Annotated in this window: 27 protein-coding genes; 5 read left to right on the top strand and 22 right to left on the bottom strand. The window is 39.3% G+C overall.

Annotation, left to right across the window (positions count from 1 at the left end; genetic code table 11):
* Positions 1 to 17: 17 nt before the first annotated feature.
* The 13 genes from aroD to RMA95_RS12025 form a co-directional block, all read right to left on the bottom strand.
* Positions 18 to 845 (bottom strand): type I 3-dehydroquinate dehydratase, encoded by an 828-nt coding sequence (aroD, locus tag RMA95_RS12085; protein WP_191017706.1) that lies wholly within the window; start codon positions 843 to 845, stop codon positions 18 to 20.
* A 69-nt stretch (positions 846 to 914) separates the two neighbouring features.
* Positions 915 to 1544, bottom strand: a complete 630-nt coding sequence (gene pcaG, locus RMA95_RS12080; RefSeq protein ID WP_311070856.1) for a protocatechuate 3,4-dioxygenase subunit alpha — start codon at positions 1542 to 1544, stop codon at positions 915 to 917.
* 14 nt (positions 1545 to 1558) lie between these two features.
* Complete coding sequence (gene pcaH, locus RMA95_RS12075; RefSeq protein ID WP_000077913.1) at positions 1559 to 2284, bottom strand: protocatechuate 3,4-dioxygenase subunit beta; 726 nt, start codon at positions 2282 to 2284, stop codon at positions 1559 to 1561.
* 10 nt (positions 2285 to 2294) lie between these two features.
* The gene (gene pcaC / locus RMA95_RS12070) at positions 2295 to 2708 is read right to left on the bottom strand and encodes a 4-carboxymuconolactone decarboxylase (RefSeq protein ID WP_004701356.1); all 414 of its coding nucleotides are present in this window, start codon (positions 2706 to 2708) and stop codon (positions 2295 to 2297) included.
* Between the two features lie 15 nt (positions 2709 to 2723).
* A complete protein-coding gene (locus RMA95_RS12065; protein WP_019458798.1) occupies positions 2724 to 4079 on the bottom strand; it encodes an MFS transporter in 1356 nt (451 codons plus the stop codon).
* Positions 4080 to 4121: 42 nt separating this feature from the next.
* Positions 4122 to 4907, bottom strand: coding sequence for a 3-oxoadipate enol-lactonase (gene pcaD, locus RMA95_RS12060; protein WP_311070852.1), 786 nt, complete (start codon positions 4905 to 4907; stop codon positions 4122 to 4124).
* Entirely contained in the window at positions 4904 to 6262 is a 1359-nt protein-coding gene (gene pcaB, locus RMA95_RS12055; RefSeq protein ID WP_311070850.1) for a 3-carboxy-cis,cis-muconate cycloisomerase, read from the bottom strand. The genes pcaD and pcaB overlap by 4 nt, the downstream gene beginning before the upstream one ends.
* A 2-nt stretch (positions 6263 to 6264) precedes the next feature.
* The gene (gene pcaF, locus RMA95_RS12050) at positions 6265 to 7476 is read right to left on the bottom strand and encodes a 3-oxoadipyl-CoA thiolase (protein ID WP_311070847.1); all 1212 of its coding nucleotides are present in this window, start codon (positions 7474 to 7476) and stop codon (positions 6265 to 6267) included.
* Between the two features lie 12 nt (positions 7477 to 7488).
* Positions 7489 to 8142 carry a 3-oxoacid CoA-transferase subunit B gene (locus tag RMA95_RS12045; RefSeq protein WP_311070846.1) on the bottom strand — a complete coding sequence of 218 codons (654 nt, stop codon included), beginning with the start codon at positions 8140 to 8142 and terminating at the stop codon, positions 7489 to 7491.
* Positions 8143 to 8160: 18 nt separating this feature from the next.
* Positions 8161 to 8832 carry a 3-oxoacid CoA-transferase subunit A gene (locus tag RMA95_RS12040; RefSeq protein WP_013197703.1) on the bottom strand — a complete coding sequence of 224 codons (672 nt, stop codon included), beginning with the start codon at positions 8830 to 8832 and terminating at the stop codon, positions 8161 to 8163.
* Positions 8833 to 9179: 347 nt separating this feature from the next.
* A complete protein-coding gene (ispD, locus tag RMA95_RS12035; RefSeq protein ID WP_311070842.1) occupies positions 9180 to 9896 on the bottom strand; it encodes a 2-C-methyl-D-erythritol 4-phosphate cytidylyltransferase in 717 nt (238 codons plus the stop codon).
* Positions 9862 to 10251 carry a cell division protein FtsB gene (gene ftsB / locus RMA95_RS12030; protein WP_004701341.1) on the bottom strand — a complete coding sequence of 130 codons (390 nt, stop codon included), beginning with the start codon at positions 10249 to 10251 and terminating at the stop codon, positions 9862 to 9864. The genes ispD and ftsB overlap by 35 nt, the downstream gene beginning before the upstream one ends.
* A gap of 232 nt (positions 10252 to 10483) precedes the next feature.
* The gene (locus tag RMA95_RS12025) at positions 10484 to 11212 is read right to left on the bottom strand and encodes a sulfite exporter TauE/SafE family protein (RefSeq protein WP_311070838.1); all 729 of its coding nucleotides are present in this window, start codon (positions 11210 to 11212) and stop codon (positions 10484 to 10486) included.
* A gap of 265 nt (positions 11213 to 11477) precedes the next feature.
* Between RMA95_RS12025 and RMA95_RS12020 the strand changes: the two genes are divergently transcribed.
* On the top strand, positions 11478 to 12155 hold the full coding sequence (locus tag RMA95_RS12020) for a YetF domain-containing protein (RefSeq protein ID WP_311070836.1): 678 nt from the start codon (positions 11478 to 11480) through the stop codon (positions 12153 to 12155).
* Between the two features lie 98 nt (positions 12156 to 12253).
* Here RMA95_RS12020 and eno read toward each other — a convergent pair whose 3' ends face one another.
* From eno to RMA95_RS12005, 3 genes are read right to left on the bottom strand one after another with little or no spacing between them, the layout of a single operon-like run.
* Positions 12254 to 13543, bottom strand: coding sequence for a phosphopyruvate hydratase (eno, locus tag RMA95_RS12015; RefSeq protein ID WP_004701335.1), 1290 nt, complete (start codon positions 13541 to 13543; stop codon positions 12254 to 12256).
* Positions 13544 to 13588: 45 nt separating this feature from the next.
* Positions 13589 to 14446, bottom strand: coding sequence for a 3-deoxy-8-phosphooctulonate synthase (gene kdsA, locus RMA95_RS12010; protein WP_000080538.1), 858 nt, complete (start codon positions 14444 to 14446; stop codon positions 13589 to 13591).
* A 30-nt stretch (positions 14447 to 14476) separates the two neighbouring features.
* Complete coding sequence (locus RMA95_RS12005; RefSeq protein ID WP_263613838.1) at positions 14477 to 16114, bottom strand: CTP synthase; 1638 nt, start codon at positions 16112 to 16114, stop codon at positions 14477 to 14479.
* A gap of 223 nt (positions 16115 to 16337) precedes the next feature.
* Here RMA95_RS12005 and RMA95_RS12000 point away from each other — a divergent pair, with 223 nt between their 5' ends.
* Positions 16338 to 16826 (top strand): internalin, encoded by a 489-nt coding sequence (locus RMA95_RS12000; protein ID WP_311070831.1) that lies wholly within the window; start codon positions 16338 to 16340, stop codon positions 16824 to 16826.
* 233 nt (positions 16827 to 17059) lie between these two features.
* Positions 17060 to 17905 (top strand): metal-dependent hydrolase, encoded by an 846-nt coding sequence (locus RMA95_RS11995; RefSeq protein ID WP_311070828.1) that lies wholly within the window; start codon positions 17060 to 17062, stop codon positions 17903 to 17905.
* Between the two features lie 54 nt (positions 17906 to 17959).
* Here RMA95_RS11995 and RMA95_RS11990 read toward each other — a convergent pair whose 3' ends face one another.
* The 4 genes from RMA95_RS11990 to RMA95_RS11975 form a co-directional block, all read right to left on the bottom strand.
* Positions 17960 to 19054, bottom strand: coding sequence for an alpha/beta fold hydrolase (locus RMA95_RS11990; RefSeq protein WP_311070826.1), 1095 nt, complete (start codon positions 19052 to 19054; stop codon positions 17960 to 17962).
* Positions 19055 to 19073: 19 nt separating this feature from the next.
* Entirely contained in the window at positions 19074 to 19790 is a 717-nt protein-coding gene (locus RMA95_RS11985; protein WP_311070825.1) for an SGNH/GDSL hydrolase family protein, read from the bottom strand.
* Between the two features lie 37 nt (positions 19791 to 19827).
* On the bottom strand, positions 19828 to 20235 hold the full coding sequence (locus tag RMA95_RS11980) for a nuclear transport factor 2 family protein (RefSeq protein ID WP_240061649.1): 408 nt from the start codon (positions 20233 to 20235) through the stop codon (positions 19828 to 19830).
* A gap of 71 nt (positions 20236 to 20306) precedes the next feature.
* Entirely contained in the window at positions 20307 to 22331 is a 2025-nt protein-coding gene (locus RMA95_RS11975; RefSeq protein ID WP_311070821.1) for an NADPH-dependent 2,4-dienoyl-CoA reductase, read from the bottom strand.
* A 135-nt stretch (positions 22332 to 22466) separates the two neighbouring features.
* Here RMA95_RS11975 and RMA95_RS11970 point away from each other — a divergent pair, with 135 nt between their 5' ends.
* Together RMA95_RS11970 and RMA95_RS11965 are read left to right on the top strand one after the other, a co-directional pair.
* Complete coding sequence (locus tag RMA95_RS11970; protein ID WP_000056573.1) at positions 22467 to 23027, top strand: PadR family transcriptional regulator; 561 nt, start codon at positions 22467 to 22469, stop codon at positions 23025 to 23027.
* 2 nt (positions 23028 to 23029) lie between these two features.
* Positions 23030 to 23947 carry an alpha/beta hydrolase gene (locus RMA95_RS11965; RefSeq protein WP_311070819.1) on the top strand — a complete coding sequence of 306 codons (918 nt, stop codon included), beginning with the start codon at positions 23030 to 23032 and terminating at the stop codon, positions 23945 to 23947.
* 49 nt (positions 23948 to 23996) lie between these two features.
* Here RMA95_RS11965 and RMA95_RS11960 read toward each other — a convergent pair whose 3' ends face one another.
* Entirely contained in the window at positions 23997 to 25052 is a 1056-nt protein-coding gene (locus tag RMA95_RS11960) for a 3-deoxy-7-phosphoheptulonate synthase (protein WP_263613846.1), read from the bottom strand.
* Positions 25053 to 25478: 426 nt separating this feature from the next.
* On the bottom strand, positions 25479 to 25841 hold the full coding sequence (locus tag RMA95_RS11955) for a YnfA family protein (RefSeq protein WP_107972808.1): 363 nt from the start codon (positions 25839 to 25841) through the stop codon (positions 25479 to 25481).
* Positions 25842 to 25843: the final 2 nt, after the last annotated feature.

The raw sequence follows: 25843 nt of genomic DNA, 5'->3' as shown, positions 1-25843 counted from the left end.
CATCATATCCTTATGATTTATGGGTTTGTTGGTTGAACGGTTTGTAAAATCTGTTTGAGCTTAGTCACATCGATTTGACCCGGCGCAGAAGCCTGACCAATCATGCCAAAGCTATAACTTCCGCCCATATTGGCAGTTGCAACACGAGAAATCGTACCTAATTGCCCCATCGACATTGTCAATAATGGCTTAGTGGTTTGCTGACTTACTTTTAAAGTGGCATTCATTAAAGTGAAGACGTCTTGTTTAGATTTCGGCATAACCGCAATTTTGAGAATATCTGCACCCATCTGATCTTGTTTTAACAAGCGTTTTTCAATTTCATCTTGGCTTGGTGTTTTTTGGAAGTCATGATTAGACATAACAATCAGCACTTTCTTTTGATGTGCTTTTTGAACAATTTCTGAAACTACTTTTTGATCACGGAACATTTCAACATCTAACCAGTCCATGAACGGATTTTTTAAATAAGCTTGATAAGTCTTCCCATAATCAGCATCGCTAATTTCGAGCTGACCACCTTCATTTTTAGTACGAATGGTGGCGATCATTGGCTTATGACCTAAAATCTTTTTTAATTCATGCCCCAATGCAATCACTTGTTTTGTATCACTTGCAAAACTGAGTAAATCGATACGAAACTCAGCTAAATCAGCATCCGCTGTATTTGCAATAACTTGAGCTTGAGCTAAAGCTTGCTCTTTAGTTTTTGCAGTGATCGGAACAATTGTTTTAACTGTTGTCATAGCAGGTTGTGTCTGGGCAGCCAAAGCAACAGGTTCAGCATTCACCTGTGCTACAAAAAATGGGAGTGTAAGCAAACTTAAGCTTAATAATGTTTTCATTTTCATATCATTCATCCTTAAAAAGGCTACACATATCCATGAATAATCAGGTGTAGCCTTAGGTGTTCCTTAAATATCAAAAAATACAGTTTCGTCATCGCCTTGAATACGAATATCAAAACGGTAAACAACTTCACCATTCTCTTCAGAACGTTTAGCAACAAGAGTTTGGCGACGCGGTGCCCACTCAATGCTATTTAAGATCGGATCATTAGCATTTGCCTCAGCTTCATCGTCAAAATAAACACGTGTATGAAGACCTAAGTTAATACCGCGAGCGAAAATGACTAATGCAATATGTGGTGCCTGAGTTGAACCTTTACGGCCTGCTGTCGCACCTGGCTTAATTGTATTAAAGCTCCAAACACCCGTTTCAAAGTCTGCACCTGTACGGCCCCAGCCCTGAAATGCTGGATCAACTTTTTGCTCACGTGTATCTGCCTGACTTGGGTAAATACCATTTGCATCAGCCTGCCAAATCTCGATCAGCACATCGCGTAGGGGTAAACCTAATCCGTCAAACACTTGACCTTCAAGACGAATACGCTCGCCTTTGGTTTGGTCTTGCACCAACTGGTTATTAAAGTTGTTTTCAAACACTTCAATATTTGCTTGTTGTGGCAATAACCCAATATGAACGTAAGGACCACCTGTTTGAGATGGAGTTTCTTTTAATTCCTGAAAATTCCAGTTGTTCATGCTCGTGCTCCTGATTAAGTCAATTCATTTTCGAAGTAAGTCGCTCGACGACCACGCAAAGTGATGTCAAAACGGTAACAACGGCTATCGGCTTCGATAAAGTTGTTTTTATCTTCTAGCGCAATCAAGGCACGACGTTGATCTTCAGAAGGAATTGTTTTTAAAATCGGGCAAGTGTCGATAAGAGTGTCGCCTTCAAAATAAAATTGCGAAATTAAACGCTGAGCCCAACCATCAGCAATTAAAGAGAAATGGATATGGGCAGGACGCCATTCATTAATACGGTTACGCCATGGATATGGACCTGGTTTAATGGTACGGAAAATATAAAAACCGTTTTCATCAGTTAAGGTACGACCACAACCACCAAAGTTAGGATCCATTGCACCAATAAACTTGTCGTTTGGATGGCGATAACGACCAGAAGCATTGGCTTGCCATACTTCTAGAAGTGCATTTTTTACAGGACGACCAAATTGATCACGAACATAACCATGCACAATGACACGCTCACCAATTGGTAAACCATCTTTGGCATAGTTCAAAATCAAGTCGTTATCTTTTGGACCGAACAAGTTTGAAGAAAAATGCGGCGCAGTAACTTCGGTTAGAGTCTCGTTAATAGAGATCAATGCATTTTTTGGCGAACGCAATACACTTGTTTTATAACCTGGCGTATACGCTGGTGGATGATCATCTGTATTACGTTGGGCGTAAGCACCCCAGCTATGTTGTGACATCTTTATCTCCTTAATCCTGTTCTTTCGCTGCAATTGGGTTTACTTCTATTCCCAACTCTTTAAAGACTTCTTCAGCCATATGCATTGCAGCGTTTGCCGCAGGTAAACCTGCATAGAGTGAACTATGTAAGATCAACTCTTTTAAATCTTCTTTAGTTACACCATTGTTGAAACAAGCGCGTAAATGCATGCGTAGCTCATCTTCACGACCAAGCGACAATAAAATTGCGATAGTGACTAAACTACGTGTATGACGCGGTAGGCCCGGACGAGACCACACCTCACCCCATGCGTAACGGCTAATAAAGTTTTGAAAATCTTGGTTAAAGTCATTTAAGTTTTGCAAAGATCGACCAACATGCTTTTCACCCAAAACTTCCGTCCGCACCTCAATGCCTTGTTTATAGCGTTGTTCATCATTCATCGTGATAGACCTCTATTAAGTTGCATCGGTATGCGCAACAAGTGATTTAACAAATACAGCAACAGCCGCAGCAGACGCCGGAATTAGTAATAAGCTAAGAATGGCAGTAAATGACCAATCATTACCAAGTAATACAGCCCCAATCCAAGCACCAAATACCGCACCGAAACGACCAATACCTGTCATCCAAGACACGCCCGTAGCACGGCATTGTGTTGGATAGAAACGAGCACTCAAAGCTGGCATTGAAGATTGTGCACCGTTAATTGCGATACCAGCACAAAGAACCAATACAGCAAGTAATGTTGAGTTTCCTAAGCTTTGACCAACAGCAATCGCAAATAGACCTGCAGCAAAGTAGAAAATGGCAATGACTCGGTTCGGGTTGAATTTGTCCATCGCCCAACCAATGAACAATGCACTTACCACACCACCGAACTGGAACAATCCACCGATAAATGCAGCACGTTCCATTGAAGCACCCGTTTCACGCATCAATGTTGGTAACCAGCTTGTAAGCAAGTAAACTACTACTAAGCCCATGAAATAGGTCAACCAAAGTAAAAGTGTTCCTTTCGCATAAGGTTTAGAAAACATAATCCCAAAGACATTTTTCTTTTGAGCTGTTTCAGTTTTCTCTTCAGGTACATGAAATGCAGTTGCATCTTGAACCTGAGTAGGTGCTATATGATTTAAAATTTTGCGTACTTTTTCTGGGTTTTTACCTTTAACAATTAAAAAGCGGTAAGACTCAGGTAAAACTAAAACCACTAGAACCATTAAAATTAAAGGTGACCAACCACCAAGTAAGAATAGACTGTGCCAACCGTAGGTCGGAATGAGCCAACTGCTAATAAAACCACCTGTTGCCATACCTAGGTTGTAACCACAGAACATACATGTCACGAGCAGTGAACGAATGCGAGTTGGACAGTATTCAGAAAACAATGTAGTGGCATTTGGCATCGCTGCGCCCAAACCAATACCTGTCAAAAAACGTAAAACAACAAGGCTATCTAAGTTGGTTGCATAAGCAGAAGCTAAGGTAAAACCACCAAATACAAGCATTGAAATAGCTAGAACAATTTTTCTGCCAAAGCGGTCAGCTGTTGGGCCCGAAACCAAAGCTCCAATAATCATTCCACCAAGTGCAGCACTCATTACTGGACCTAACTGAGAGCGGTCAACACCCCAGTCCTGAGCCAATGCTGGTGCAATAAAACCCATTGCAGCTGTATCGATACCATCAGTAAAAATAATTAAGAAACAAATGATTGCGATCATCCACTGATACTTACTGAGTGGTGCATCATTAATTAGTGCTTGAGCATCGATACTTTTGTTTGGTGTAGCGTAATCCTGAGACGCCATATTTGCCTCCTTAAGGCCAATTCCTTTTAAACTACTAAGCTATTAGATTTGCTGAATAAACCTAGTCAATTCCTGAGTAAATCTTTGCGGTTGCTCAATATTAGAAAGATGAGATGCTTCCAATTTAGCAAGCTGACTATTCTTAATAGCCTTCTGCATGAACTCAGCATCGACTACTGTAGTTACTGGATCTTCTGTTCCTGCAATCAGCAACACTGGAATTTGAATTTCTCCAATTTCATCTCTCAAATCAGCATGTGCTAAAGCACGACACGCATTGGCATAACCTTGTGCTGGTGTGTTTGCCAGACTTTGAATCGTCGTTTGTGCAACTACATTATGTTGATAGTCGAATTTTTCGCTAAACCAACGTGTATGTGTGGTTTTTACCAACTCAGCGAGTCCATTTTGTTCTACTGATTCAGCACGACTTAACCACGCTTCAGCCTGTCCAATTTTGGCTGCCGAGTTCGCAACCGTAATACTTAGAAAGTGCTCTGGATAATGAATACCCAACCAAAGCCCTGTAATTCCGCCCATTGAAATGCCACAAAAATGAGCTTTTTCAATATCTAAGGCATCTAAAATATCAACCACATCTTCAGCTAAGTTTTGCAATGTGGTGTCAATAATTACATCACTTTCGCCATGACCACGTGTGTCGTATGTAATGACATTAAAATGACTTTTAAGCTCATTTACTTGCGGCTGCCACATTCCATGATCTGTTCCTAACGAGTTAGATAGCACAAGTACTGGAGCATCTTTTAATCCATCGGTATATACAGCGAGCTGCTTACCTTGTCGATTGGTTATAAGCTGTTTCACTTTATGTCTCCTCCTTGTGCTTCTTGCAGAACAGCATCAATTTGAGCTTGAATGTTGCCCAAATAGTTTTCTGCTTTAAATATTTCCAAAATTTCTGTTTGACTAAAATGTTCTTTTACTTCATCTAACTGACTAACAACCTCAGATAAATGCTGCTTTTGAGCCACGGCTGTTTTACAAGCTGCTTCAACCAAGTGATGAGCATTTAAACGGCCAATCTTGGGAGCAAGTGCCATCATCACAGCTTCTGCCATAATTAATCCGTTGGTACACTCAAGGTTCTGTTGCATATGCTCAGCATTAACTTCAAAACCTTGTAAAACTTCACCAGTACGACTTAATGCGCCAGCGCAAAGCTGAAAGATTTCAGGAACAGCTAACCATTCTGCATGCCATGCGCCTAAGCTACGCTCATGTTCCTGAACCATGCTTTGATAGATGCTCGACATAAGTGCTGGTACACGATTTGATGCTGCAAGTACTGAAGCAGCTGCAACTGGATTACGCTTATGAGGCATAGTCGATGAACCACCACGACCCTTTGCAGTTGGCTCAAACAACTCTGCAATTTCAGTTTGCATCATGAGCGACCAATCACGTGCCATCTTGCCCGTATTCCCAACAATCATGCCAAGCACACTTGCGATTTCTACAATACGATCGCGCTCACCATGCCATGTACTTGTCGGTACAGTCAGATTTAGTTTTTTGGCAAATGCACTGACCACAGATGAACCTTGATCTTGCAAAGAAGCTAAAGAACCCACAGCCCCACCTAACTGAGCAGTAAACACACGTGATTTCATTGCATTTATACGATCTAAATCACGCTTAAATGCAGAAGCCCAACGAGCAAGCTTGTGTCCCAAGGTAATAGGCAAAGCTTGCTGTAACCATGTACGCCCAATCATGACTTGATAGCGATATTGCTTGGCTTGTTCTAATGCAGTCGCATAGCAGTGTTGAAGTTGAGCTTCTACAATATTCAACGCATCACGGCATTGCAAAATACAAGCTGTATCTAAAATATCCTGACTTGTTGCGCCCCAATGCACATAACGTGAAGCATCTTCATCAACATCTTTAACAATTGCCGTTAGTTGTTTTACGAACGGAATTGCAATGTTTCCAGCTAAGCCAGTTGCCACGGCTAAGGCTGAAAAGTCAAACTTTTCTATTGCTTGCTCAGCTACTTGGGTAATGGTGTTAGCCGCATTTTGAGGAATCACGCCAACTTGTGCCTGTGCTTGAGCTAACGCGACTTCAACCTCAATCATATATTTGATTAAAGATGAGTCACTAAAGATGTCGGTGACATCTTTTTGATAAAACAAACTGGCATATAACTGGCTCATGATTAGACTCTCTCAATAATCAAAGCAATACCTTGGCCTACACCAATACACATTGAACATAAGGCATAACGACCACCTGTTTGTTCAAGCTGGTTTAATGCTGTAGTAACTAAGCGTGCACCTGATGCACCAAGTGGATGGCCCAATGCAATGGCACCACCGTTTGGATTTACCTTGTTGCTCTCGTCTGACAAACCTAAATCACGAGTCACTGCTAAAGCCTGTGCAGCAAAAGCTTCATTCAGCTCAATCACATCCATCTGATCTAAAGTCAGGTTGGCATGTTTAAGTAGTTTTTTAATGGCTGGCGCTGGAGCAAAGCCCATAATGCGTGGTTCTACACCCACCGCTGTTGAAGCAATGATCTTGGCACGTGGTTTGAGGTTATAAGCTTGAACCGCTTCATCAGAAGCAATCAGCAATGCGGCTGCACCATCGTTAATGCCTGAAGCATTCCCCGCAGTAACTGTGCCATCTGCTTTAACCACAGGTTTAAGTTTGCTTAAAGCTTCAAGGGTCGTTGATGCACGTGGATGTTCATCGGTATCAATCACAACAGCATCACCCTTACGCTGAGGGATTTCAACTGCCACGATTTCTTTAGAAAAAAAGCCTTTGGCTTGCGCGCTTGCGGTGCGTTGTTGGCTCACCAAGGCAAACTGGTCCTGATCTGCACGATTCACGCTAAACTGTTCAGCGACGTTTTCGGCAGTCTGGGGCATGGTGTCTACACCATACAATTCTTTAAGTTTAGGGTTAATGAAGCGCCAACCCATGGTGGTGTCTTCAATCTTCTGGCTACGGCCAAAGGCACTGTCAGACTTACCCATCACATAAGGTGCACGGCTCATGCTTTCTACACCACCTGCAATTACTAGATTTGCTTCACCTGCTTTAATAGCACGGGCAGCAATAGCAATCGCATCGAGTGAAGAACCGCACAAACGGTTAATAGTGGTTGCCGGCACTTGATACGGTAGACCTGCAAGCAGTGCTGACATACGACTGACATTACGGTTGTCTTCACCGGCTTGGTTAGCACAGCCATAAATCACATCATCGACCTGTTCCCAATCTACATTTGGGTTACGCTGCATGAGCGCCTTAATCGGCACAGCGCCAAGGTCATCGGCACGGACAGGTGCAAGGCCACCGGCATAACGGCCAAATGGAGTACGGATGGCATCGATGATATAAGCGTTTTTTAATGTCATTTCCCTACTTCCTTACCCTTGAGTCGCATCAATTAAAGTTGCACCCGTCAAAGCTTGTAACTCATCAAAGCTAAGACCTTCTACTTTCTCAATCACCTTTAAACCTTCTTTGGTCACGTCAATCACACACAGGTCGGTGTAAATACGGTCAACACAGTGTTTACCCGTAACCGGATAAGTGAGCTCAGCCACAATCTTCGGCTCACCTTGCTTGGTCACATGATCTGTGGTGATAAATACTTTTTTAGCACCTACAGCCAGATCCATCGCACCACCTACCGCAGGAATCGCATCCGGTGCACCCGTGTGCCAGTTCGCCAAGTCACCATTCGCAGCAACCTGAAATGCCCCAAGTACTGCAATATCAAGGTGTCCACCACGCATCATCGCAAATGAGTCACCATGGTGAAAAAAACTGCCGCCTTCAAGCATGGTCACAAACTCTTTACCCGCATTAATCAGTTCAGGGTCTTCTTCACCTGCCGCTGGCGGAGGACCAAAAGCCAATAAGCCATTTTCAGAATGAAGGAAAATATCTTTATCGTTAGGTAAGTAACTTGCAATCTTGGTTGGTAAACCAATGCCCAAGTTCACATAGGCACCATCTGGAATATCTTGTGCCACACGTTTTGCAATCTGGTCACGGCTGAGTTTCTGGTAGCTCATGTTATTTCTCCTTATTGCTTACTGTGCGGGCTGTACTTGAACAACGTGCTGTACAAAGATACCTGGGGTGATGATGTGCTCTGGATCTAAACCACCTAGCTCAACCACTTCAGAAACCTGAACAATCGTGACATCAGCAGCCATGGCCATAATCGGGCCAAAGTTACGTGCAGATTTACGGTAAACCAGATTGCCCCAGCGATCGCCTTTGTATGCTTTAATCAAGGCAAAGTCAGCTTTAATCGGATATTCGAGTACGTAATCTTTACCATCGATCTGACGGGTTTCTTTACCTTCAGCCAAAAGAGTTCCAAAGCCTGTTGGGGTAAACACAGCACCTAAACCCATACCAGCTGCCTGAATACGACAAGCTAGATTACCTTGCGGAACAACTTCAAGTTCTACTTTCCCGGCACGGTACAGTTCATCAAACACATAAGAGTCTGACTGACGTGGGAAAGAACAAATCACTTTTTTAACTGAACCAGCTTTCAGCAGTTTAGCTAGACCGTAATCCCCATTACCGGCATTGTTGCTGACAATAGTTAGGTCTTTAACACCAAGTTCAATCAGTCCGTCAATGAGTTCAGCGGGTTGTCCTGCGGTACCGAAACCACCAATCAGAATGGTCGCGCCATCTTTAATCTGCGATAGTACCTCGCTTAGAGAGGACTTACTTTTGTCAATCATTAGACAACTCCATTGTGCTCATTGAAGAAGAGAGGTAAGAGAGTTAGGCACACTGAGGTGAGAAGAATAGATAAATATTTCACTCAATCCCGAGTGTTTCCCTTAGATTTCCCTTTTAAACATTTTTGATAATTTTCGTATTTTGATCTAGTAAGCTATATATAGTTTTGTTCGATTTAGGATTTTTTTGTTCGATTATCGAACATTATCTAAGTAAATCACTTATTCAATCTTACAAATTCAAGTTGTAAAAAAATACTAATTATTTTGAACAGATATGTAGAAATACCATACCTACTTAGGCTATTTTAAAGGTAAAAATTACCACCTATTCTGTACATAAAATCTTAAGTTTGTGATTGTAAAATCAAGCGAGCAAGTTCTAAATCATCGGGGTAAGTAATTTTTATATTGTCAGAACGCCCCATGACCACCTGTACACTTTCTCCCATAGACTCAAGTGCACTCGCCTCATCAGTAATAGTCAAATTATTTTTTAGGGCTATTTCTATTGCTTTTTTAAGGGTTCCAATTTTAGCAATTTGAGGAGTTTGAGCCTGCCACAACAACTCTCGACTCACAGTTTTGTCAATCTGCTGTTCTTTATTTACTTGTTTTAGCGTATCGCGCACAGGAATTGCCAAAATAGCACTCTGGTTTGTTTCAACTGCAGTTTTAACGAGAGCGTTAAGGCATTCAAAGGTCACACAAGGCCTTGCAGCATCATGTACTAATACCCAATCATTCTCATCCGCAATCTGCAGCAGATAACTCAAAGCATTTAATACCGAGTGCACACGTTCAGCACCACCATTACAAAAATGCGCTTTATGTTTATATTGAAAAGCTAAAGTCGAGGCAAAATTATCCTGTGCACCAATTGCCAAGACATAGCCACTTAGTGGAAGTTGACTTAAACGTTTAACTGTATGCTCTAAAACAGTAGCTTCTTGAATGTATTGATATTGCTTTAATTCAGTTTTGGAAAACCGACTTCCCGAACCAGCAGCAGGGATAACCGCCCATAATTTAATCTGGGATGTCTGGGGATGGAGGTGTCTCATTAGTTTCCAAATCTACTTTAGCGTTCGGGTCAATATAAATAGGCTTATAATTGGTACTAATTGTACTCATTTGCACAAATGTTTCATGAGGCTTAACTAGACCAAGATCAAGACGAGCATGCTCTTCTATTGCTTCTGTACCATTTTTTAGGTCAAAAACCTCAGCTGCCAAAATGCGGTTTCGCTCTTTAAGCTCATCATTTACTTCAGCTTGTTGTTGGATCTGTTGCATAAGCGCTTGATGAGGAAAATAACCACCCTCACCTAACCAGAACTGATATTGCAATATAGCTACTAAAACAATAACCAGTAGCAATATAAGTTTGCTTGAAGTGGATCGAAATACTTCTAACATAGCATTAAGAGCTTTAATTAAAAACTTTTATTAAGTTTTTGTATTGTATGACAATTTACAAGCGACATGCAAAATACCTGCAAAATTCCTGCAAAACTATGAATGGTCATATTACTTTAAATTGACCATTGTGACATGTTTCATTTTGTCAAAATTAAACTCAATTGGAAAGGAAAATAATGTTTATAAACACAACTGTTTATAAATCAATCTATGGATATAAAAGTTACTCTTAAGAATGAGTAAAAACAGCAAATATCATAGAAAAACCAGCAACTACTAACATACAATCCAGCAATAAATTAAAAGTTTTCTCAGACATCTTTATTACAAAAGTTTTGCCAATATAGTTACCAATAATTAGAGAAAAACCGACAGCAACTCCCGCAATTAAAATATTTTGTTGTAAAACGCCTAGAGCACCAAAAGTTAAGCTTTTCGTTACGTAAATACCAAATGAAGCGGCTGCCTCTGTCGCCAAGAGAGCTCCTTTCGTTAAACCGAAACCATTAAAAACTGGGAGTAATAAGGGGCCTGTCGAGAAAACAACGCCTGTAATATAGCCAAGCACACCACCTGCAATAACCATTTGCCATGAACTAAATTTAAAACTATGGCGTTTGGCATAATGCCTAATCGGTATTAAACAGAAGAAAAATATACCTATACATAAGTTAGACAATACAGGTGACATGATCCATAAGGTATTGGCCCCTAGTATCGTTGCTGGTATGCCCAAACTAGTAAATAAAAGAAATGCTTTAATATTAAGTTCTTTACGCCACATCACTACACGTGAAATATTCCCCATGATTGCAGCAATCGCCATAATAGGTACCGCAAGTTTCGCCCCAAAAATATAAGAAAGAATAGGCAATAAAATAATAGATGACCCAGTCCCTACTACCCCACTAATCAGTCCTGATAAAACCCCAATAAGAGCAAGTGCTACATAGATCATAGGTCTAACCAAAATAATTATTCTTAAGTATCTACAATAGTCTAGGTTTTAAAATCGTACTATAGCTCTCTTCTATTTTTGGCATTTAAAAATTTTTCAAAAATAATTAAATACCTATGAGCTTAGATGAATAATGCTTTTATAAAAACACATATTTCTTATACTTTTAACCAATAACCACCTAAAAAGTATAGTTTTTTAATTTTTATTTTGATAAGAATTTTAAATGTATTTTTGATACATATTTTAAATAAGTGAGAAAAAGATGGATCTTTCTAATATTTTTATAGGTGACACGACGTGGCCCTTTGTTTTAGAAATATTAATTCGCTGTACTGTCATGTTCATTATCATTATTAGTTTTTTAAGACTATCTGGTAAACGCGGTATACGGCAACTCTCCTTATTCGAACTGGCTATCATTTTATGTTTAGGATCTGCTGCTGGCGATCCTATGTTTACTAAAGATTTACCCATTGCCCACGCATTCGTAGCTTTTATAGTTATTCTTTCATTATATCGTTTTGTTACATGGGGTATGGTAAAGCACAAAAAAATTGAAAACTTGTTAGAAGGAAGAGCTCTTTGCGTTGTCAAAGATGGCCTTCTCGTCTATAAAGACTTCCAAAAACAGACATATTCTCATGACGAATTTTTCTCAGAAATGCGCCAGCAAAACGTAGAACATTTAGGTCAAGTCAGAACAGCACTGCTTGAATCCGATGGCATTTTGAGCTTACTTTATTATGAGGATGAAGATGTTAAATGGGGACTTCCTTTATTCCCAGATGCCTATCGTAAAGCTGATGTACTTAAAATTAATACTTTTTATTCTTGTATGAAATGTGGCGAGACTAAGGTTTTAAATAAACTCGATCAAGAATGCTCTCGTTGTCATCATCATAGTTGGGCTGAATCTTTAAAAACTCGGCGTTTAGGATAAATAAAAAAGTGCTATTTCTAAGAAGTAGAAATAGCACTTTTATTTTTAAATATTAATTTTTCATCAATATTTAAATAAGCAAAGCATTATTCAAAAGATTAGTTTAAACCTTTGAACTCAGCTTTACCGCGGTAAGCCGCTTTAGTCATTTCTTCAATACGAAGCAATTGATTGTATTTAGCAACACGGTCAGAACGGCAAAGTGAACCAGTCTTGATTTGACCTGCTGCTGTACCAACTGCTAAATCAGCAATAGTTGAATCTTCTGTTTCACCAGAACGGTGAGAAATAACAGTTGAGTAACCATTTGCTTTAGCAAGGTAGATTGCATCTAAAGTTTCAGTCAATGTACCGATCTGGTTATATTTGATCAGAATTGAGTTACCCACTTTCTCATCAATACCGCGTTGTAAAATCTTAGGGTTAGTTACGAATAAATCGTCACCAACTAATTGGATTTTGTCACCAAGAATTGAAGTTAAGTAGCTCCAACCTTCCCAATCAGACTCGTCAAGACCATCTTCAATCGAGATAATTGGATATTGATTTACAAGACCAGCTAAGTAGTCTGCAAACTGATGGCTTGTAAATGCACGGTTGCCTTCGCCTTCTAAAACGTATTGACCGTTTTTGTAGAATTCTGAAGACGCACAGTCAAGTGCAAGCATCATGTCTGAACCAGCTTTATAACCAGTTTGCTCAATTGCTTGAAGAATTACAGTAATTGCTTCTTCGTTTGAACGAAGGTTAGGGGCAAAACCGCCTTCATCACCTACAGCAGTGTTCAAACCTTGTTTCTTTAAAACTGATTTTAAAGAATGGAATACTTCAGCACCAGCACGTAAAGCTTCAGCAAATGAAGTGAAACCTACAGGCTCAATCATGAACTCTTGAATATCAACAGTGTTATCTGCATGCTCACCGCCGTTCAAGATGTTCATCATTGGAACAGGCATAGTCAAAATTGTTTGACCACGAAGATCTGCGATATATTGGAAAAGAGGGAGTTTCTTTTCTTCAGCAGCAGCGCGTGCAGCAGCCAATGACACAGCCAAAGTTGCATTAGCACCTAATTTTTCTTTGTTTTCAGTGCCATCAAGCGCGATCATTGTGTTATCAATGTCTTTTTGCTCAAAAACTGATTTACCCAACAAAGCATCACGAATCAACGTATTTACGTTGTTAACTGCTGTACGAACGCCTTTACCTAAGTAACGTGATTTGTCACCGTCACGAAGTTCTAAAGCTTCACGAGAACCAGTTGAAGCACCAGATGGTGCACATGCACGACCAACCACCCCAGATTCTAAGATGACGTCTGCTTCGATGGTTGGGTTACCACGAGAGTCCAAAATTTCACGTGCACGAATGTCAACGATTTGGCTCATGAACAATTCCTCTGTTGAATGAATAACGCGATGCAAGTTCCTGCATCAATGAGTATCTAACTTTTTGAATCCTTTAACTAAAGTATCCAATTCTTTTAGTTGTGCCAAGAATGGCTCAAGCTGCGACAGGCGCAATGCAGATGGACCATCACATTTTGCTTTGTCTGGATCTGGATGAGACTCTAGGAATAATCCCGCTAAACCTGTTGCCATACCTGCGCGCGCTAAAGTTGTAATTTGAGCACGACGACCACCAGCTGAGTCAGAACGACCACCTGGAGTTTGTAAAGCATGAGTCACGTCAAAGAATACAGGTACATTCATTTCTTTCATGATGTCAAAGCCAAGCATATCTACAACTAAATTGTTATAGCCAAATGCTGAGCCACGCTCACAAAGAATAAGTTTGTCATTTCCAGCTTCTAAACATTTATGCAAAATATGGCGCATTTCATGAGGAGCCAAGAACTGTGCTTTTTTAATGTTGATAATAGCTTGTGTTTTCGCCATTGCTTCAACAAGATCAGTTTGACGGCTTAAGAAAGCTGGAAGCTGGATAATATCAGCGACTTCGGCAACTGGTGCTGCCTGATATGGTTCATGAACGTCAGTAATAATTGGCACATTAAAATGTTTTTTAATGTCGCCTAACCATTCAATACCTTTTTCAAGTCCAGGACCACGGAATGAATGCAAACTAGAACGGTTTGCTTTATCAAAACTCGCCTTAAATACATAAGGAATATCTAGGCGTTTACAAATATCAATATAAGTTTCAGCAATTTCAAAAGCTAAATCTTTTGACTCAAGTACGTTCATTCCGCCAAATAATACAAATGGCAAATGATTTGCCATTTGTATATCGCCTAAACGTACAACTTCTTGTGGTTTTAATTGTGACATTTAAACTTTCCCAGTTTATTTAAAATCGCATTACTTACTTTTTTGATGCTGTGTTTTCGCAGCGTCAATAAAACTAGCAAATAATGGATGTCCATCACGTGGTGAACTTGTAAATTCCGGGTGGAATTGTACAGCAATAAACCAAGGATGATCAGGAATTTCTACAGTTTCAACTAAATGTTGTGCTGAAGAATAACCTGAAATCTTCATGCCCGCTTGTTCAATCGCCTCAATGAAACGATTATTCATTTCATAACGGTGACGATGACGTTCAGTGATCTCAGCTTTTCCATAGACTTCACGTGTTTTTGTGCCTTCAACCAATTCAGATTTTTGTGCACCTAAACGCATTGTTCCGCCTAAGTCAGACTCAAGACTACGTTGTTGTAATTCACCACGCTCATCTAACCATTCAGTAATTAAACCAATGAGTGGATATTTTGTAGAGCGGTTAAATTCTGTAGAAGAAGCTTCTGGCATACCTGCAACATGGCGAGCATATTCAATAACAGCCAATTGCATACCTAAACAGATTCCTAAGAAAGGAATGCGATTTTCACGTGCGTATTGAATAGCTTTCATTTTGCCTTCAGTACCACGTTCACCAAAACCACCTGGAACTAAAATTGCGTCAGCTGTACTTAAAATAGATACGTCTTGGCTTTCAAGCTCTTCAGCATTGACATAATCAATTTGTACTTTTACGCGATTTTTAATACCTGCGTGCAACAATGCTTCGTTTACAGACTTATAAGCATCTGGTAATTCAACATATTTACCAACCATAGCGACACGTAAAGTGTATTCAGGGTTCAATAATGCTTCAACTACATTGTCCCAATCTTCTAGATTTGCTTCTGGAAGATCATTAAATCCAAAACGCTCACAGATCAAGTCATCAACGTTTTGTTCATAGAATGTACGTGGAATTTGATAAATCGTTTTCGCATCTTTACATACCACTACAGCGCGTGCTTCTACGTTAGTGAACAATGCAATTTTGCGTTTAGTATCAACATCAACATCATATTCTGTACGGCAGATCAGAATATCTGGCTGAATACCAATTGAAAGTAACTCTTTTACAGAGTGCTGAGTTGGCTTAGTTTTTAACTCTGCTGCTGACTTAATATATGGCAACAAAGTTAAATGCATAAGCATGGTACGTTTATGACCAAGCTCAACCATTAACTGACGAACCGACTCCATGAACGGTAATGATTCGATATCACCTACGGTGCCACCAATCTCTACGATAGCAACATCATAGCCTTCACCTGCGCGAAGAACACGTTCTTTAATATTGTCGGTAATATGAGGAATAACCTGAACTGTACCACCTAAGTAATCACCACGACGTTCTTTATTTAAAACGTCTTGATATACACGACCACTCGTAAAGTTGTTTAGTTTGGTCATTTTCGCGCGACGTAAGAAACGTTCGTAATAACCCAGATCCAGATCGGTTTCTGCACCATCTTCGGTAACAAAAACTTCACCATGCTGGAATGGGCTCATTGTCCCTGGATCGACATTAATATAAGGATCCATTTTAACCATTGTGACTTTTAAGCCACGAGCTTCCAAAAGTGCAGCAACAGAAGCAGCAGAAATACCTTTACCTAGCGATGAAACCACACCACCAGTGACAAAAATAAAATGGGTCATTAAGTTTCTCGTACAATCAAGCCGAAATCGGCCTACAATGTTTGGCAATTTTACTGTACTCTGCCCCTATAAAGCAAAGTCAAACCGCATCAATTCAAAGAACAATAAACAACTGGTTATTCTATCAGCATTTTTAACAAAAAATTAGCTCAATCTGACATGATTTTTTCATTGCTATTTACTGTTATAATGCCAACTCCTCAATTAAATGTTGTTTTGGGCAATGGCAAATAAAAAACTTTTAATCTGTGCTGCAATTGCGGCTGGACTATTGTTAACCGCATGCGTTAAAAAAGAGACACCGAAAGAAGAAGAGCAAGACAAGGTTGAAACTGCTGTTTCAGAACCTCAACCAGCGAAACCTGCAAAATTTGAATCTTTAGAGAGTGTAGACACTCACCAAGAAGCTCAAATTCCAGCGCAACCACAAGTTGAAGTTCAGCGTGAAGAAACAACCAATACTACAACTGAAATTCGTCGCGAAACTCGTCCTGCGCATTCTGCTGAATCTTCACAGACACAAGTTGCTGAACAACCTAAATCTGAGACACCTAAAGTAGAACCAAAACCTGAAAAAAAACCTGAGCCTAAAGCAGAACCAAAACCTGAAAAAGCTCAGTCAAAACCTGCTAAGGCAACTGAGCCTGCGAAGACAGAAGATGACGCAGTTGCTGCTGCAATTGCTGCTGCAACACCAGCACTTAAAAACTAAGCTTCTGTTCAATAATGCCCAAATTAACTATTTAATTTGGGCATTTATATAATCTTCATAATATAAATAAATTTAATCCCTTTCTTTTTTATCTTTAAAGCTCCCCTGTCTGTCATTTTAGGACAATCTATTTTCAATCATTCAAAAATCATTGACTCAAATCTTGTCTGCTTATACTTTTTATATCAAGTTCCTTTTTGGAACTTAAATTAAAAGAAGATTGGAGCAAGAAAATGAATACAGCTTTAAACCGTATGCCGGCCTCTTTTCCTGTACGCCGCATGGACTACAATTTTGAAAATATTCCACGTTATTGGTGCAATGATGAGCCTTCACTTACCCACTATTTCACAGGTCTTTCTACTTTGTTTCCCGAAGGAGAATCGTATTTTGTTAGATCTGTGCGTGCTTTACGTGCTAAAGCTAAAGAAAATAAAATTTTAGACAGAGAAATAGGTGCATTTATTGGTCAAGAAGCAATGCATTCTAAAGAACATCATGCTTTTCATGTCAGTGCGCAGCAATATGGTTTAAATCCAGAGTCATTAGAAAAAGCGACAGGCATTGTTCTTAAAGCTATTGAGAAAGTTTTTAGTAAAAAATGGAATTTGCTTGTAACAGTAGGCTTGGAACATTACACAGCAGTACTCGTAGTCAGCATGATGCAATCGGTAAATGAGCTTATGACTGATACAACTATTCGTAACTTATGGTTATGGCACAGTGTAGAAGAAACCGAGCATAAAGCTGTTGCATTCGACTTATATCAGCATTTATATGGCAACGGATTAGGTGCTTATATTCCTCGTATTTCAGTTTTTACTTTTAGCTTAATTCTGATCACTGCTTTTTCAACCGTTTACCAATTTATTTTAATGAAACGGGATAAGCAACTGGCCAACTTCAAATCTTGGCGCAACTTTTTTAGCTTTGCTAGCAAACAATATAAAGTTTTGATTCCTAAATTTCTTGAATATTATCGTTTTGATTTCCATCCTAACCAAACAGATGAAAAAGCTTTAGTTGCTGCCACTAAAATAAAAATTGGTATAAATGATAAAACTCCACTCTTATCTTAAGAGGTAAAAAATAAAGCCCAGACTTTGGGCTTTATTTATGCATTTGATGATTGTCTATTTATTACGTTCAATTAAAAAATAATCAGACATCAGACGTGCAGCCCATGACGTACTACGCCATCCTTCATAAAATGCGCAATGACTTCCTTTTTTAGTTGTCACTACAGCCACCGTACTCATTTGCTGAATTGGCTCTTTGTAAGGCTCTAAATTTTTAATAGAACAAACAGGGTCATCTTCCGCGTTCAGAATCATTAATGGAATTTTAATATTCTCAAAAACATAAATCGGGTTAATAGATTTACAGTAAGTCTCGTAATCTTGAAAACCAGCCATTTCGAAGTATTCTTTTTCAAATTCTTCTAAATTGGTTGTCGATAAGACTTTTTCTAAAGATGCTATTTTGCTCCACGTATTTTGATACGGATAAATAAAATACTTAAAGAGCTTTTTAGTCATCATTTTACTGTAAAAAGGATGAACATTTTTAAAACCAATTTCAGTGTTATAACCCGGGCACATCGCAAAAGCAGCTTTAAAAGGTGTATCTTCGCCTTGTTCACCCAAATAGCGAACAAGCAGACCTGTACCTGCTGATGAACCTACCGCATATAAGTCCGATGCCGGAAATAGACTTTGAATATGATTAAGCTGTTCTTTTAGATCACGCGTAGATCCAAAAAGAGAAATTTGCGGCACAGGCATTGGCAAACCAGCGTGACCACGGCGTAGACACAGTGCAATTCGCCAGCCTGTATATTGATTTAAATCACGTACCAACTCACGCATACTTTCAGGCGTACCTGTAATGGTATGCATAATTACAACCGTTGGTGTATCTGCTGGTAAATTGTAACCATACCAAGCAATTGCTGTAACACCACCATCATTCATAGTGAGTTGATCAATACGGTCATATTCCAGCTTTATTGTCTGTTTTCTAATAAGATCAAAATAAAGTAAATGGACATGACTATTCGTTAACCAAGGCGCAGGACGGTATTTCTGTTTAAGTTGAGGGAGCTTATCCAAAATATCTTTTATTTTTCCTTGAGGATGATAATAGACTTTTGGATGCTCAGCGCCCAAAACTAAATCGAACAGCTCCGAACCGAAATCTTTAATTTTATTAAAAACAGATATGCCCATATCCAATAACTACCTATGACTATGAGTTAAATGATTGCCGCACTATGGCTGCAACCTGCCGTCCCCAAACTGCGTAAACTTCTTTACTTGGATGAAAACCGTCACTTGCCATAGGCAAGTTCATGGCTTGAAAAGTTTCAATATCGTATTGAAGAAACTCAAATTGGCTCTGTGGCGCCAACCATTGTTGTAATTTTTGATTCATTTGCTCTGCATATTGCCCAAACAACCAAGCCAATGGATTAGGTAAAGCTGAGAAATGTTGCATTGGAGGCACGCCAGAAACAATTATCAGCTTTGGTTGAAATCGTTTCTGAATATAATCAAATAATTGCTTCTGTTGTTTAATCCATGATTTAGCAGAAGTCAGCTTTGTGACATCATTTACACCAATAGATGTCACAATCACATCATACTTCTGCTCTTCTAGATGCTGCAAAGCATGAAAAACTTGTCGAGTCGTATCACCCGTTTTAGCATGAAGTTTCCATTGTAGGGAAAATTCATTCTGCAGCTCTTGGATAATTGCACCAGACAAGGCATCTTTTTGTGTTTCTACACCCACACCTGCTGCAGCAGAATCTCCTAAAATAAGCAGAGATAAAGGCTTGCCTTGACCAATGCTACCTTCTCGCTCACCTTTGGCTTCTGCTAAACGTGGCGTGTTCTTTCGAACTTTGCTGCCTTGTACAAATAATACGGGCAATAAAAGCAATGTTGAAAGTTTTAACCACATTTTATACACCTCAAAACTCTTAGGCTATTTAACAAAATTATTGAGGTTTGAATTGAGCAATTCTTATACCCATTTGCTCAGCCAATGCAGCTAAACCACTCATTGGGCGAATCATTACTTCAAAATCAATAATTTTACCGTGCTCATTAAAACGGATCATATCAATCCCTTTCAATGATTTATCGCCTACATTCGCACTAAACTCTAGCACTACATTTTCGCCATCTTCCGTGTAAAACTCACGATGATATGTAAAGTTTTCGAATACCTGAATCACGTTAGTAAGAATAAAGAAAACAACCTGTCTCCCTTCATACGGTTTATAAGCAACTGGTGAACGGAAAACAACTTCATCTGCCAGCAAATCATTTAAGTTCGATAAGTCATTTGATTGAATCATGTCGTGCCATTTTTCTAATGACTGTTTAGTTGTTTCGAGTGTCATTTTTTATTTTTCCTTCAAACTGGTTTTAGTAATGAGCACTCTCTTACCCAAGACAGTGCTCACTCCACTCATTAAAGAACCGCTGCTAATTCAGCGCCTTGACGAATTGCACGTTTAGCATCCAACTCGCCTGCTTCTTTAGCACCACCAATCAAATGAACATTCTTACCATCTGCTTTCAATTGGTCATACATAGCAGTAAATGATTCTTGGCCCGCACAAATCACCACGTTATCAACCTCAAGTACTGTTGGTTTTCCATCAACAGTAATATGAAGACCTTGATCATCGACTTTGTCGTACTGTACACCTGCCAACATTTTCACATTTCTGTTCTTAAGCCCTGTACGGTGAATCCAACCTGTTGTTTTACCTAGTCCCGCACCGACTGAAGAAGCTTTACGCTGTAACAAATAGATTTCTCGTTCAGAAGCCTCAACTTTCGGCTGCTTTAAACCACCAACGTGCTCATAGTGAGTATCAATCCCCCATTCTTCATAGAACTTTTCAGGATTTAAACTGCCACTTTCACCCTCATGGGTTAGGTACTCAGCTGTATCAAAACCAATACCTCCTGCACCAATAATGGCAACACGCTGACCTACAGGTACACGCTCTTTAAGTACTTGTAAGTAGCTCAACACTTTTGGATGATCAATACCTTCAAATTGCAATTGACGAGGCGTTACACCAGTTGCAACTACAATTTCATCGAAGCCTGATTGACTTAATTCTTCATAAGTTGCTTTATGATTTAATACGAGCTCAATGTTTGGGCGTAATTCAATTTGACGATTAAAATAACGTAGTGTTTCGTAGAACTCTTCTTTACCTGGTACAGTTTTAGCGATATTAAACTGACCACCAATTTGATGACTTGCTTCAAAGATTTTAACTTGATGTCCGCGATCAGCTGCATATACAGCAAAACTGAGACCAGCTGGCCCTGCACCAATGACAGCGATATTCTTCTGATTTTGAGTTTCTTTAAAAATCAGTTCAGTTTCATAACATGCACGAGGGTTAACTAGACATGTTGCGATTTTCATAGAGAAAATATGGTCGAGACAGGCTTGGTTACAACCAATACACGTATTGATTTCATCACTACGGCCTTCACTGGCTTTTAAAACAAACTCGGGATCTGCAAGCATTGGACGTGCCATTGAAACCATATCAGCATGACCCGATGCTAATACATGCTCAGCCATTTCAGGTGTATTAATACGGTTTGAGGTAATTAATGGAACTGAAACTTCGCCTTTTAATTTTTCGGTGACCCAAGTAAATGCAGCTCTTGGTACTTTGGTGGCAATTGTTGGAATACGAGCTTCATGCCAGCCAATACCCGTGTTAATGATCGTAGCACCAGCTTTTTCAATCGCTTTAGCAAGTTGAATCACTTCTTCTAAAGTAGAACCACCTTCAACTAAATCAAGCATTGATAAACGGTAAATAATAATAAAGTTTTCACCGACTATTTCACGTGTGCGTTTTACGATCTCGATAGGAAAACGAATGCGGTTTTCATAGCTACCACCCCATTCATCGTCACGATGATTTGTTCTGGCTGCAATAAATTCGTTAATTAAATACCCTTCAGAGCCCATAATTTCAACGCCGTCATAGCCGGCATATTGAGCAAGCTTCGCACAGTTTGCAAAGTCATCAATGGTTTGTTGAACCTCAGTAGAAGTCATTGCTTTAGGTTTAATTGGGTTAATTGGTGCTTGAATTGCCGAAGGTGCGACAATTTCTGGCTGATAAGAATATCGGCCTGTATGTAATATTTGTAATGCAATCTTCCCGCCAGCAGCATGGACGGCTTCGGTAATGACTTTATGTTTTTCGGCTTCTTCTGTGCTATCCAACTTAGAAGCATGAGCAAAGGTTAAACCTGCTTCATTTGGCGCAATACCACCCGTTACGATTAATCCCACATCCCCTTTAGCACGTTCCGCATAAAAAGCCGCCATGCGCTCATAACCACCGGGTGCCTCTTCTAGCCCAACGTGCATAGACCCCATCAATACGCGATTTTTTAATGTCGTAAAACCTAAATCTAATGGTTTTAATAAATGTGGATATAACGACATAACAACTCCTTGGCTTGCTAATCTGCTTGCTTAATGCAACTTGTTGCACAAATTTATAATCAAATTTTGACTTTTATGCAACATGTTGCATAATCTTATGAGTCACACTTTACTTTTGCTTACAAACGGATTGCCATGTCACTTCCTCATGTTTTACTGACCAGCTTATTAGAACGACCAAGTACAGGCTTTGAACTTGCCCGCCGTTTTGACCGTTCTATGGGCTTTTTCTGGAATGCCACACATCAGCAAATTTATCGTGAACTCAATAACATGCTTAAAAAAGGCTGGGTCTCTACTTTAGAAAATGAGATGGATAGTGGCCGAAAAAAAACTTATCAGGTCGAACAACTTGGCCGTATAGAACTCGCTTCATGGATGACACAGCAAAGTGAACCTGCACAGCTTAGAGATGACTTAATGGTAAGATTGCGTGCTGAGGCGCAATTGAGCAATAATCAAATATTACCCGAACTGTTACGACATCTTGGTTTACACCAAGAAAAACTCAAGCTTTACCAAAGTATTTACGATAAAGATTTTAAAGATAGCGATGACTTGAATGATCGAGTGCTATATATCCACAAAATGATTTTGGAACTCGGTATTACCATGGAAACTGAGTGGATTAAATGGTTAGAACAAGTCATTCCTCAATTAAAACTTTTTGCTCAAGATAACGTATCTGGAGAATAACCATGCCGTATTACACCATGCTCGATCAGGAAAGTTTATTTGTACGCCGTGTTGGTCGTGGTGAACCGGTATTAGTATTATCTGGCTTAGGTATGCAGAGTTGGCAATGGCTACCGTTTATCTATGCAAATCGCAAAGAATATGAGTTCATTATTCCTGACTGGCGTGGTTTTGGTGGGTCAAAAAACTGTGCAATTCCCGACCAAGATGCCATATCAAGTCACTGGCAAGATGTTGCTCATTTAATTGAACAGCTAAAACTTGAGAACTTTATTTTAATGGGTTACTCAATGGGTGCCACCACTGCAATGCACGGTATGAAGCATGCCCATCTCGCACAGCAGTTAAAAGCGTATTTACACATAGATCAAACACCAAAAATATCTGTAGATTCGACATGGCAATATGGTTTATTCGGCCCTTTACATGCCCAATTCAAACAACTACTCAATGATATTTATCAATTATTATCAAAGCACAAAAATGCTAAGTATCTTTATGAATTAGCGCTTCCAGACCGCCAAGAACTAGTACGTTTATGGGTAGATTTTATTGAATTGCAAAGTAGCAATCCATTTAGTCCTTTTGTTTTTAAAACTGCATTAAAACAACCATTTTTACAGAAGTATTTATTACCGATTCAACGTTTAGATTATTTATTTTGGTATGTCGAAAATTATCTTTTCCACAATGAAGATTATCGTGAAGCGCTTCAGCAACTACAGTGCCCAACAACTTTCTTTATCGGACGTAATTCGACACTTTACCCAGAAACTGGTCAAACACTTATTGCACACAGCGTTGAACATGCAAAAGCAATTTATTTCGAACGATCAGGCCACACGCCATTACTAACCGAACCGAAAAAGTTCGGTCATGAAATCACGACGTTCTTGTCTGAGCTTAAACAAGCTTCTTAAAATAAAAAAGGATCTGCTAAAACAGATCCTTTTTTAAACCAATAAATCATTAAGCAGAATGAGCTAACTCATTTGCTTTTAATTGTTCAGCAACACTTAATAAAAGTTGTTCAGTTTTATCCCATCCTAAACAACCATCTGTCACTGACTGACCATAAGTCATTTCACATGAAATCTTCTGATTACCATCAACTAAATGGCTTTCAATCATGACACCCTTCACCTGAGTTTTTAAGCGTTCAGCAACGATTTGCTGCAAAACCTCTGGCTGACGTAAAGGGTCTTTACCACTGTTGCCATGACTACAGTCAATGACTAAGGCAGGAAGATTTTGTTTATGTTTTTCACGTATTGCCTGAATTGAAGCTAAATCATAATTAGGACCATGATTGGCTCCACGCAAAATTAAGTGTGGCAATGGATTACCAGCACTCTGAATGACAGAAGGTAAACCTTGCTGATTCATACCAAGAAACTGATGCTCATTTTGTGCCGACTGAATAGCATCTAAAGCAATTTGAATTGAGCCATCTGTACCATTCTTGAAACCGATGCTGTATGGCATGTGACTTGAGATTTCACGGTGAATTTGAGACTCGCTGGTACGAGCACCAATTGCACCCCAAGCCAATAAATCATCAAAATAACCCGTGGCCATTGGGCTTAGAATTTCACTCGCAATTGGCAAACCCTTTTCAATAATTTGTAAATAAAGCTCACGTGATTTTTCTAAACCTAATTGCAGATTAGATGATCCATCAAGATTTGGATCATACATATAACCCTTCCAACCTACAGTTGTACGTGGTTTTTCAATATAAGCACGCATTACAATGAATATTTGATCTTTAACTTTTTCTTGTAATTTTTGCAGTTTTTCTGCGTATTCAAGAACCGCAACTGGGTCATGAATTGAACATGGTCCTGTAATAACCATTAAACGCTGATCTTTACCAGCAAGAATATTTTGAATAATTTGACGGTGTTCTGCAATTTGACGTGCGAAGGTCTGAACAAGCGGATATTTAGCTTTTAACTGGACAGGCAAACTAACTGGTGTTTCTTTTGTATTACTTTGAGTTAGTAGAGTATTTAAAGCATTCATTGGTCTTTTCCTTTGGACTGAAACCGAATCAGTCCGATCATTTATTTGAGCGTTTTGGATCTATTCGTTGGCAAAGGTAGGCAAAAGTAAAACCAATAAAAGTTGCTAAAGTATGAATAAGTCATGTTGTTCATTTTGAATTCCTCGATTTGAAAAAGATAAAGCATAAAAAAACCTGATCGGGGTTGCCGATCAGGTATTAACTGTGATGGGCAACTTTCGTGCCCGAATACGCTCAGGCAACTATCTAAATTGCCAGAAATAAAAGTAAGCGTTAGAATTCACAGATTGATTTAACATCTTTATCTCAAATATTAAAAAATGTTCCTTAAATCTAAAATACGCATTGTTGATGAGTTTGACAAGTATTTTTTGCGAAAATATTTCTTATTTTTTCACTTAAAACTTAACCGACCACTTTCATAATTAACGAATTAATCCTTGTGGCTGTAAAATAATCAAACTTGCACCACAAAGCACAATAAAGCCACCTAAAATATCCCATCTCGTTAAAGCAACCTGATCTACAAAACGAAGCCACATCAGCGCAGTAAAAATATAAATACCACCATAGGCCGCATAAATTCGTCCAGAGGCTGCTGGATGTAATGTAAGTAACCAAACAAAGACAGCTAAACTTAAGACTGTCGGCAACCACAACCAAGCGGACTTCCCTTCTTTTAGAATAAGATAAGGAAAGTAACATCCTAAAATCTCAGCGATTGCAGTAATAATAAATAACCCGAATACACTGAGTATTCGGGTTATAGAAAGACTATCAATTAACATAA

This window comes from Acinetobacter sp. V110_1, assembly GCF_031798975.1.
GTDB lineage: Bacteria > Pseudomonadota > Gammaproteobacteria > Pseudomonadales > Moraxellaceae > Acinetobacter > Acinetobacter nosocomialis_A.
Note: the sequence above shows the minus strand (reverse complement) of the source record. Positions and strands in the feature narration are given on the sequence as shown.

Bases quoted from the DNA above. Each gene is read 5' to 3' on its own strand.
- RMA95_RS11975 (WP_311070821.1), bottom strand. From the start codon at position 22,331: ATGTCGTTATATCCACATTTATTAAAACCATTAGATTTAGGTTTTACG.
- RMA95_RS12020 (WP_311070836.1), top strand. From the start codon at position 11,478: ATGGATCTTTCTAATATTTTTATAGGTGACACGACGTGGCCCTTTGTT.
- aroD (WP_191017706.1), bottom strand. From the start codon at position 845: ATGAAAACATTATTAAGCTTAAGTTTGCTTACACTCCCATTTTTTGTA.
- ftsB (WP_004701341.1), bottom strand. From the start codon at position 10,251: ATGTTAGAAGTATTTCGATCCACTTCAAGCAAACTTATATTGCTACTG.
- pcaB (WP_311070850.1), bottom strand. From the start codon at position 6,262: ATGAGCCAGTTATATGCCAGTTTGTTTTATCAAAAAGATGTCACCGAC.
- pcaG (WP_311070856.1), bottom strand. From the start codon at position 1,544: ATGAACAACTGGAATTTTCAGGAATTAAAAGAAACTCCATCTCAAACA.
- pcaC (WP_004701356.1), bottom strand. From the start codon at position 2,708: ATGAATGATGAACAACGCTATAAACAAGGCATTGAGGTGCGGACGGAA.
- RMA95_RS11955 (WP_107972808.1), bottom strand. From the start codon at position 25,841: ATGTTAATTGATAGTCTTTCTATAACCCGAATACTCAGTGTATTCGGG.
- RMA95_RS12045 (WP_311070846.1), bottom strand. From the start codon at position 8,142: ATGAGCTACCAGAAACTCAGCCGTGACCAGATTGCAAAACGTGTGGCA.
- ispD (WP_311070842.1), bottom strand. From the start codon at position 9,896: ATGAGACACCTCCATCCCCAGACATCCCAGATTAAATTATGGGCGGTT.
- pcaF (WP_311070847.1), bottom strand. From the start codon at position 7,476: ATGACATTAAAAAACGCTTATATCATCGATGCCATCCGTACTCCATTT.
- RMA95_RS11990 (WP_311070826.1), bottom strand. From the start codon at position 19,054: ATGGGCATATCTGTTTTTAATAAAATTAAAGATTTCGGTTCGGAGCTG.
- RMA95_RS11960 (WP_263613846.1), bottom strand. From the start codon at position 25,052: ATGAATGCTTTAAATACTCTACTAACTCAAAGTAATACAAAAGAAACA.
- RMA95_RS12025 (WP_311070838.1), bottom strand. From the start codon at position 11,212: ATGATCTATGTAGCACTTGCTCTTATTGGGGTTTTATCAGGACTGATT.
- eno (WP_004701335.1), bottom strand. From the start codon at position 13,543: ATGAGCCAAATCGTTGACATTCGTGCACGTGAAATTTTGGACTCTCGT.
- RMA95_RS11965 (WP_311070819.1), top strand. From the start codon at position 23,030: ATGCCGTATTACACCATGCTCGATCAGGAAAGTTTATTTGTACGCCGT.
- RMA95_RS12005 (WP_263613838.1), bottom strand. From the start codon at position 16,114: ATGACCCATTTTATTTTTGTCACTGGTGGTGTGGTTTCATCGCTAGGT.
- RMA95_RS12040 (WP_013197703.1), bottom strand. From the start codon at position 8,832: ATGATTGACAAAAGTAAGTCCTCTCTAAGCGAGGTACTATCGCAGATT.
- RMA95_RS11980 (WP_240061649.1), bottom strand. From the start codon at position 20,235: ATGACACTCGAAACAACTAAACAGTCATTAGAAAAATGGCACGACATG.
- RMA95_RS12000 (WP_311070831.1), top strand. From the start codon at position 16,338: ATGGCAAATAAAAAACTTTTAATCTGTGCTGCAATTGCGGCTGGACTA.
- RMA95_RS11985 (WP_311070825.1), bottom strand. From the start codon at position 19,790: ATGTGGTTAAAACTTTCAACATTGCTTTTATTGCCCGTATTATTTGTA.
- RMA95_RS12065 (WP_019458798.1), bottom strand. From the start codon at position 4,079: ATGGCGTCTCAGGATTACGCTACACCAAACAAAAGTATCGATGCTCAA.
- RMA95_RS11995 (WP_311070828.1), top strand. From the start codon at position 17,060: ATGAATACAGCTTTAAACCGTATGCCGGCCTCTTTTCCTGTACGCCGC.
- kdsA (WP_000080538.1), bottom strand. From the start codon at position 14,446: ATGTCACAATTAAAACCACAAGAAGTTGTACGTTTAGGCGATATACAA.
- RMA95_RS11970 (WP_000056573.1), top strand. From the start codon at position 22,467: ATGTCACTTCCTCATGTTTTACTGACCAGCTTATTAGAACGACCAAGT.
- pcaH (WP_000077913.1), bottom strand. From the start codon at position 2,284: ATGTCACAACATAGCTGGGGTGCTTACGCCCAACGTAATACAGATGAT.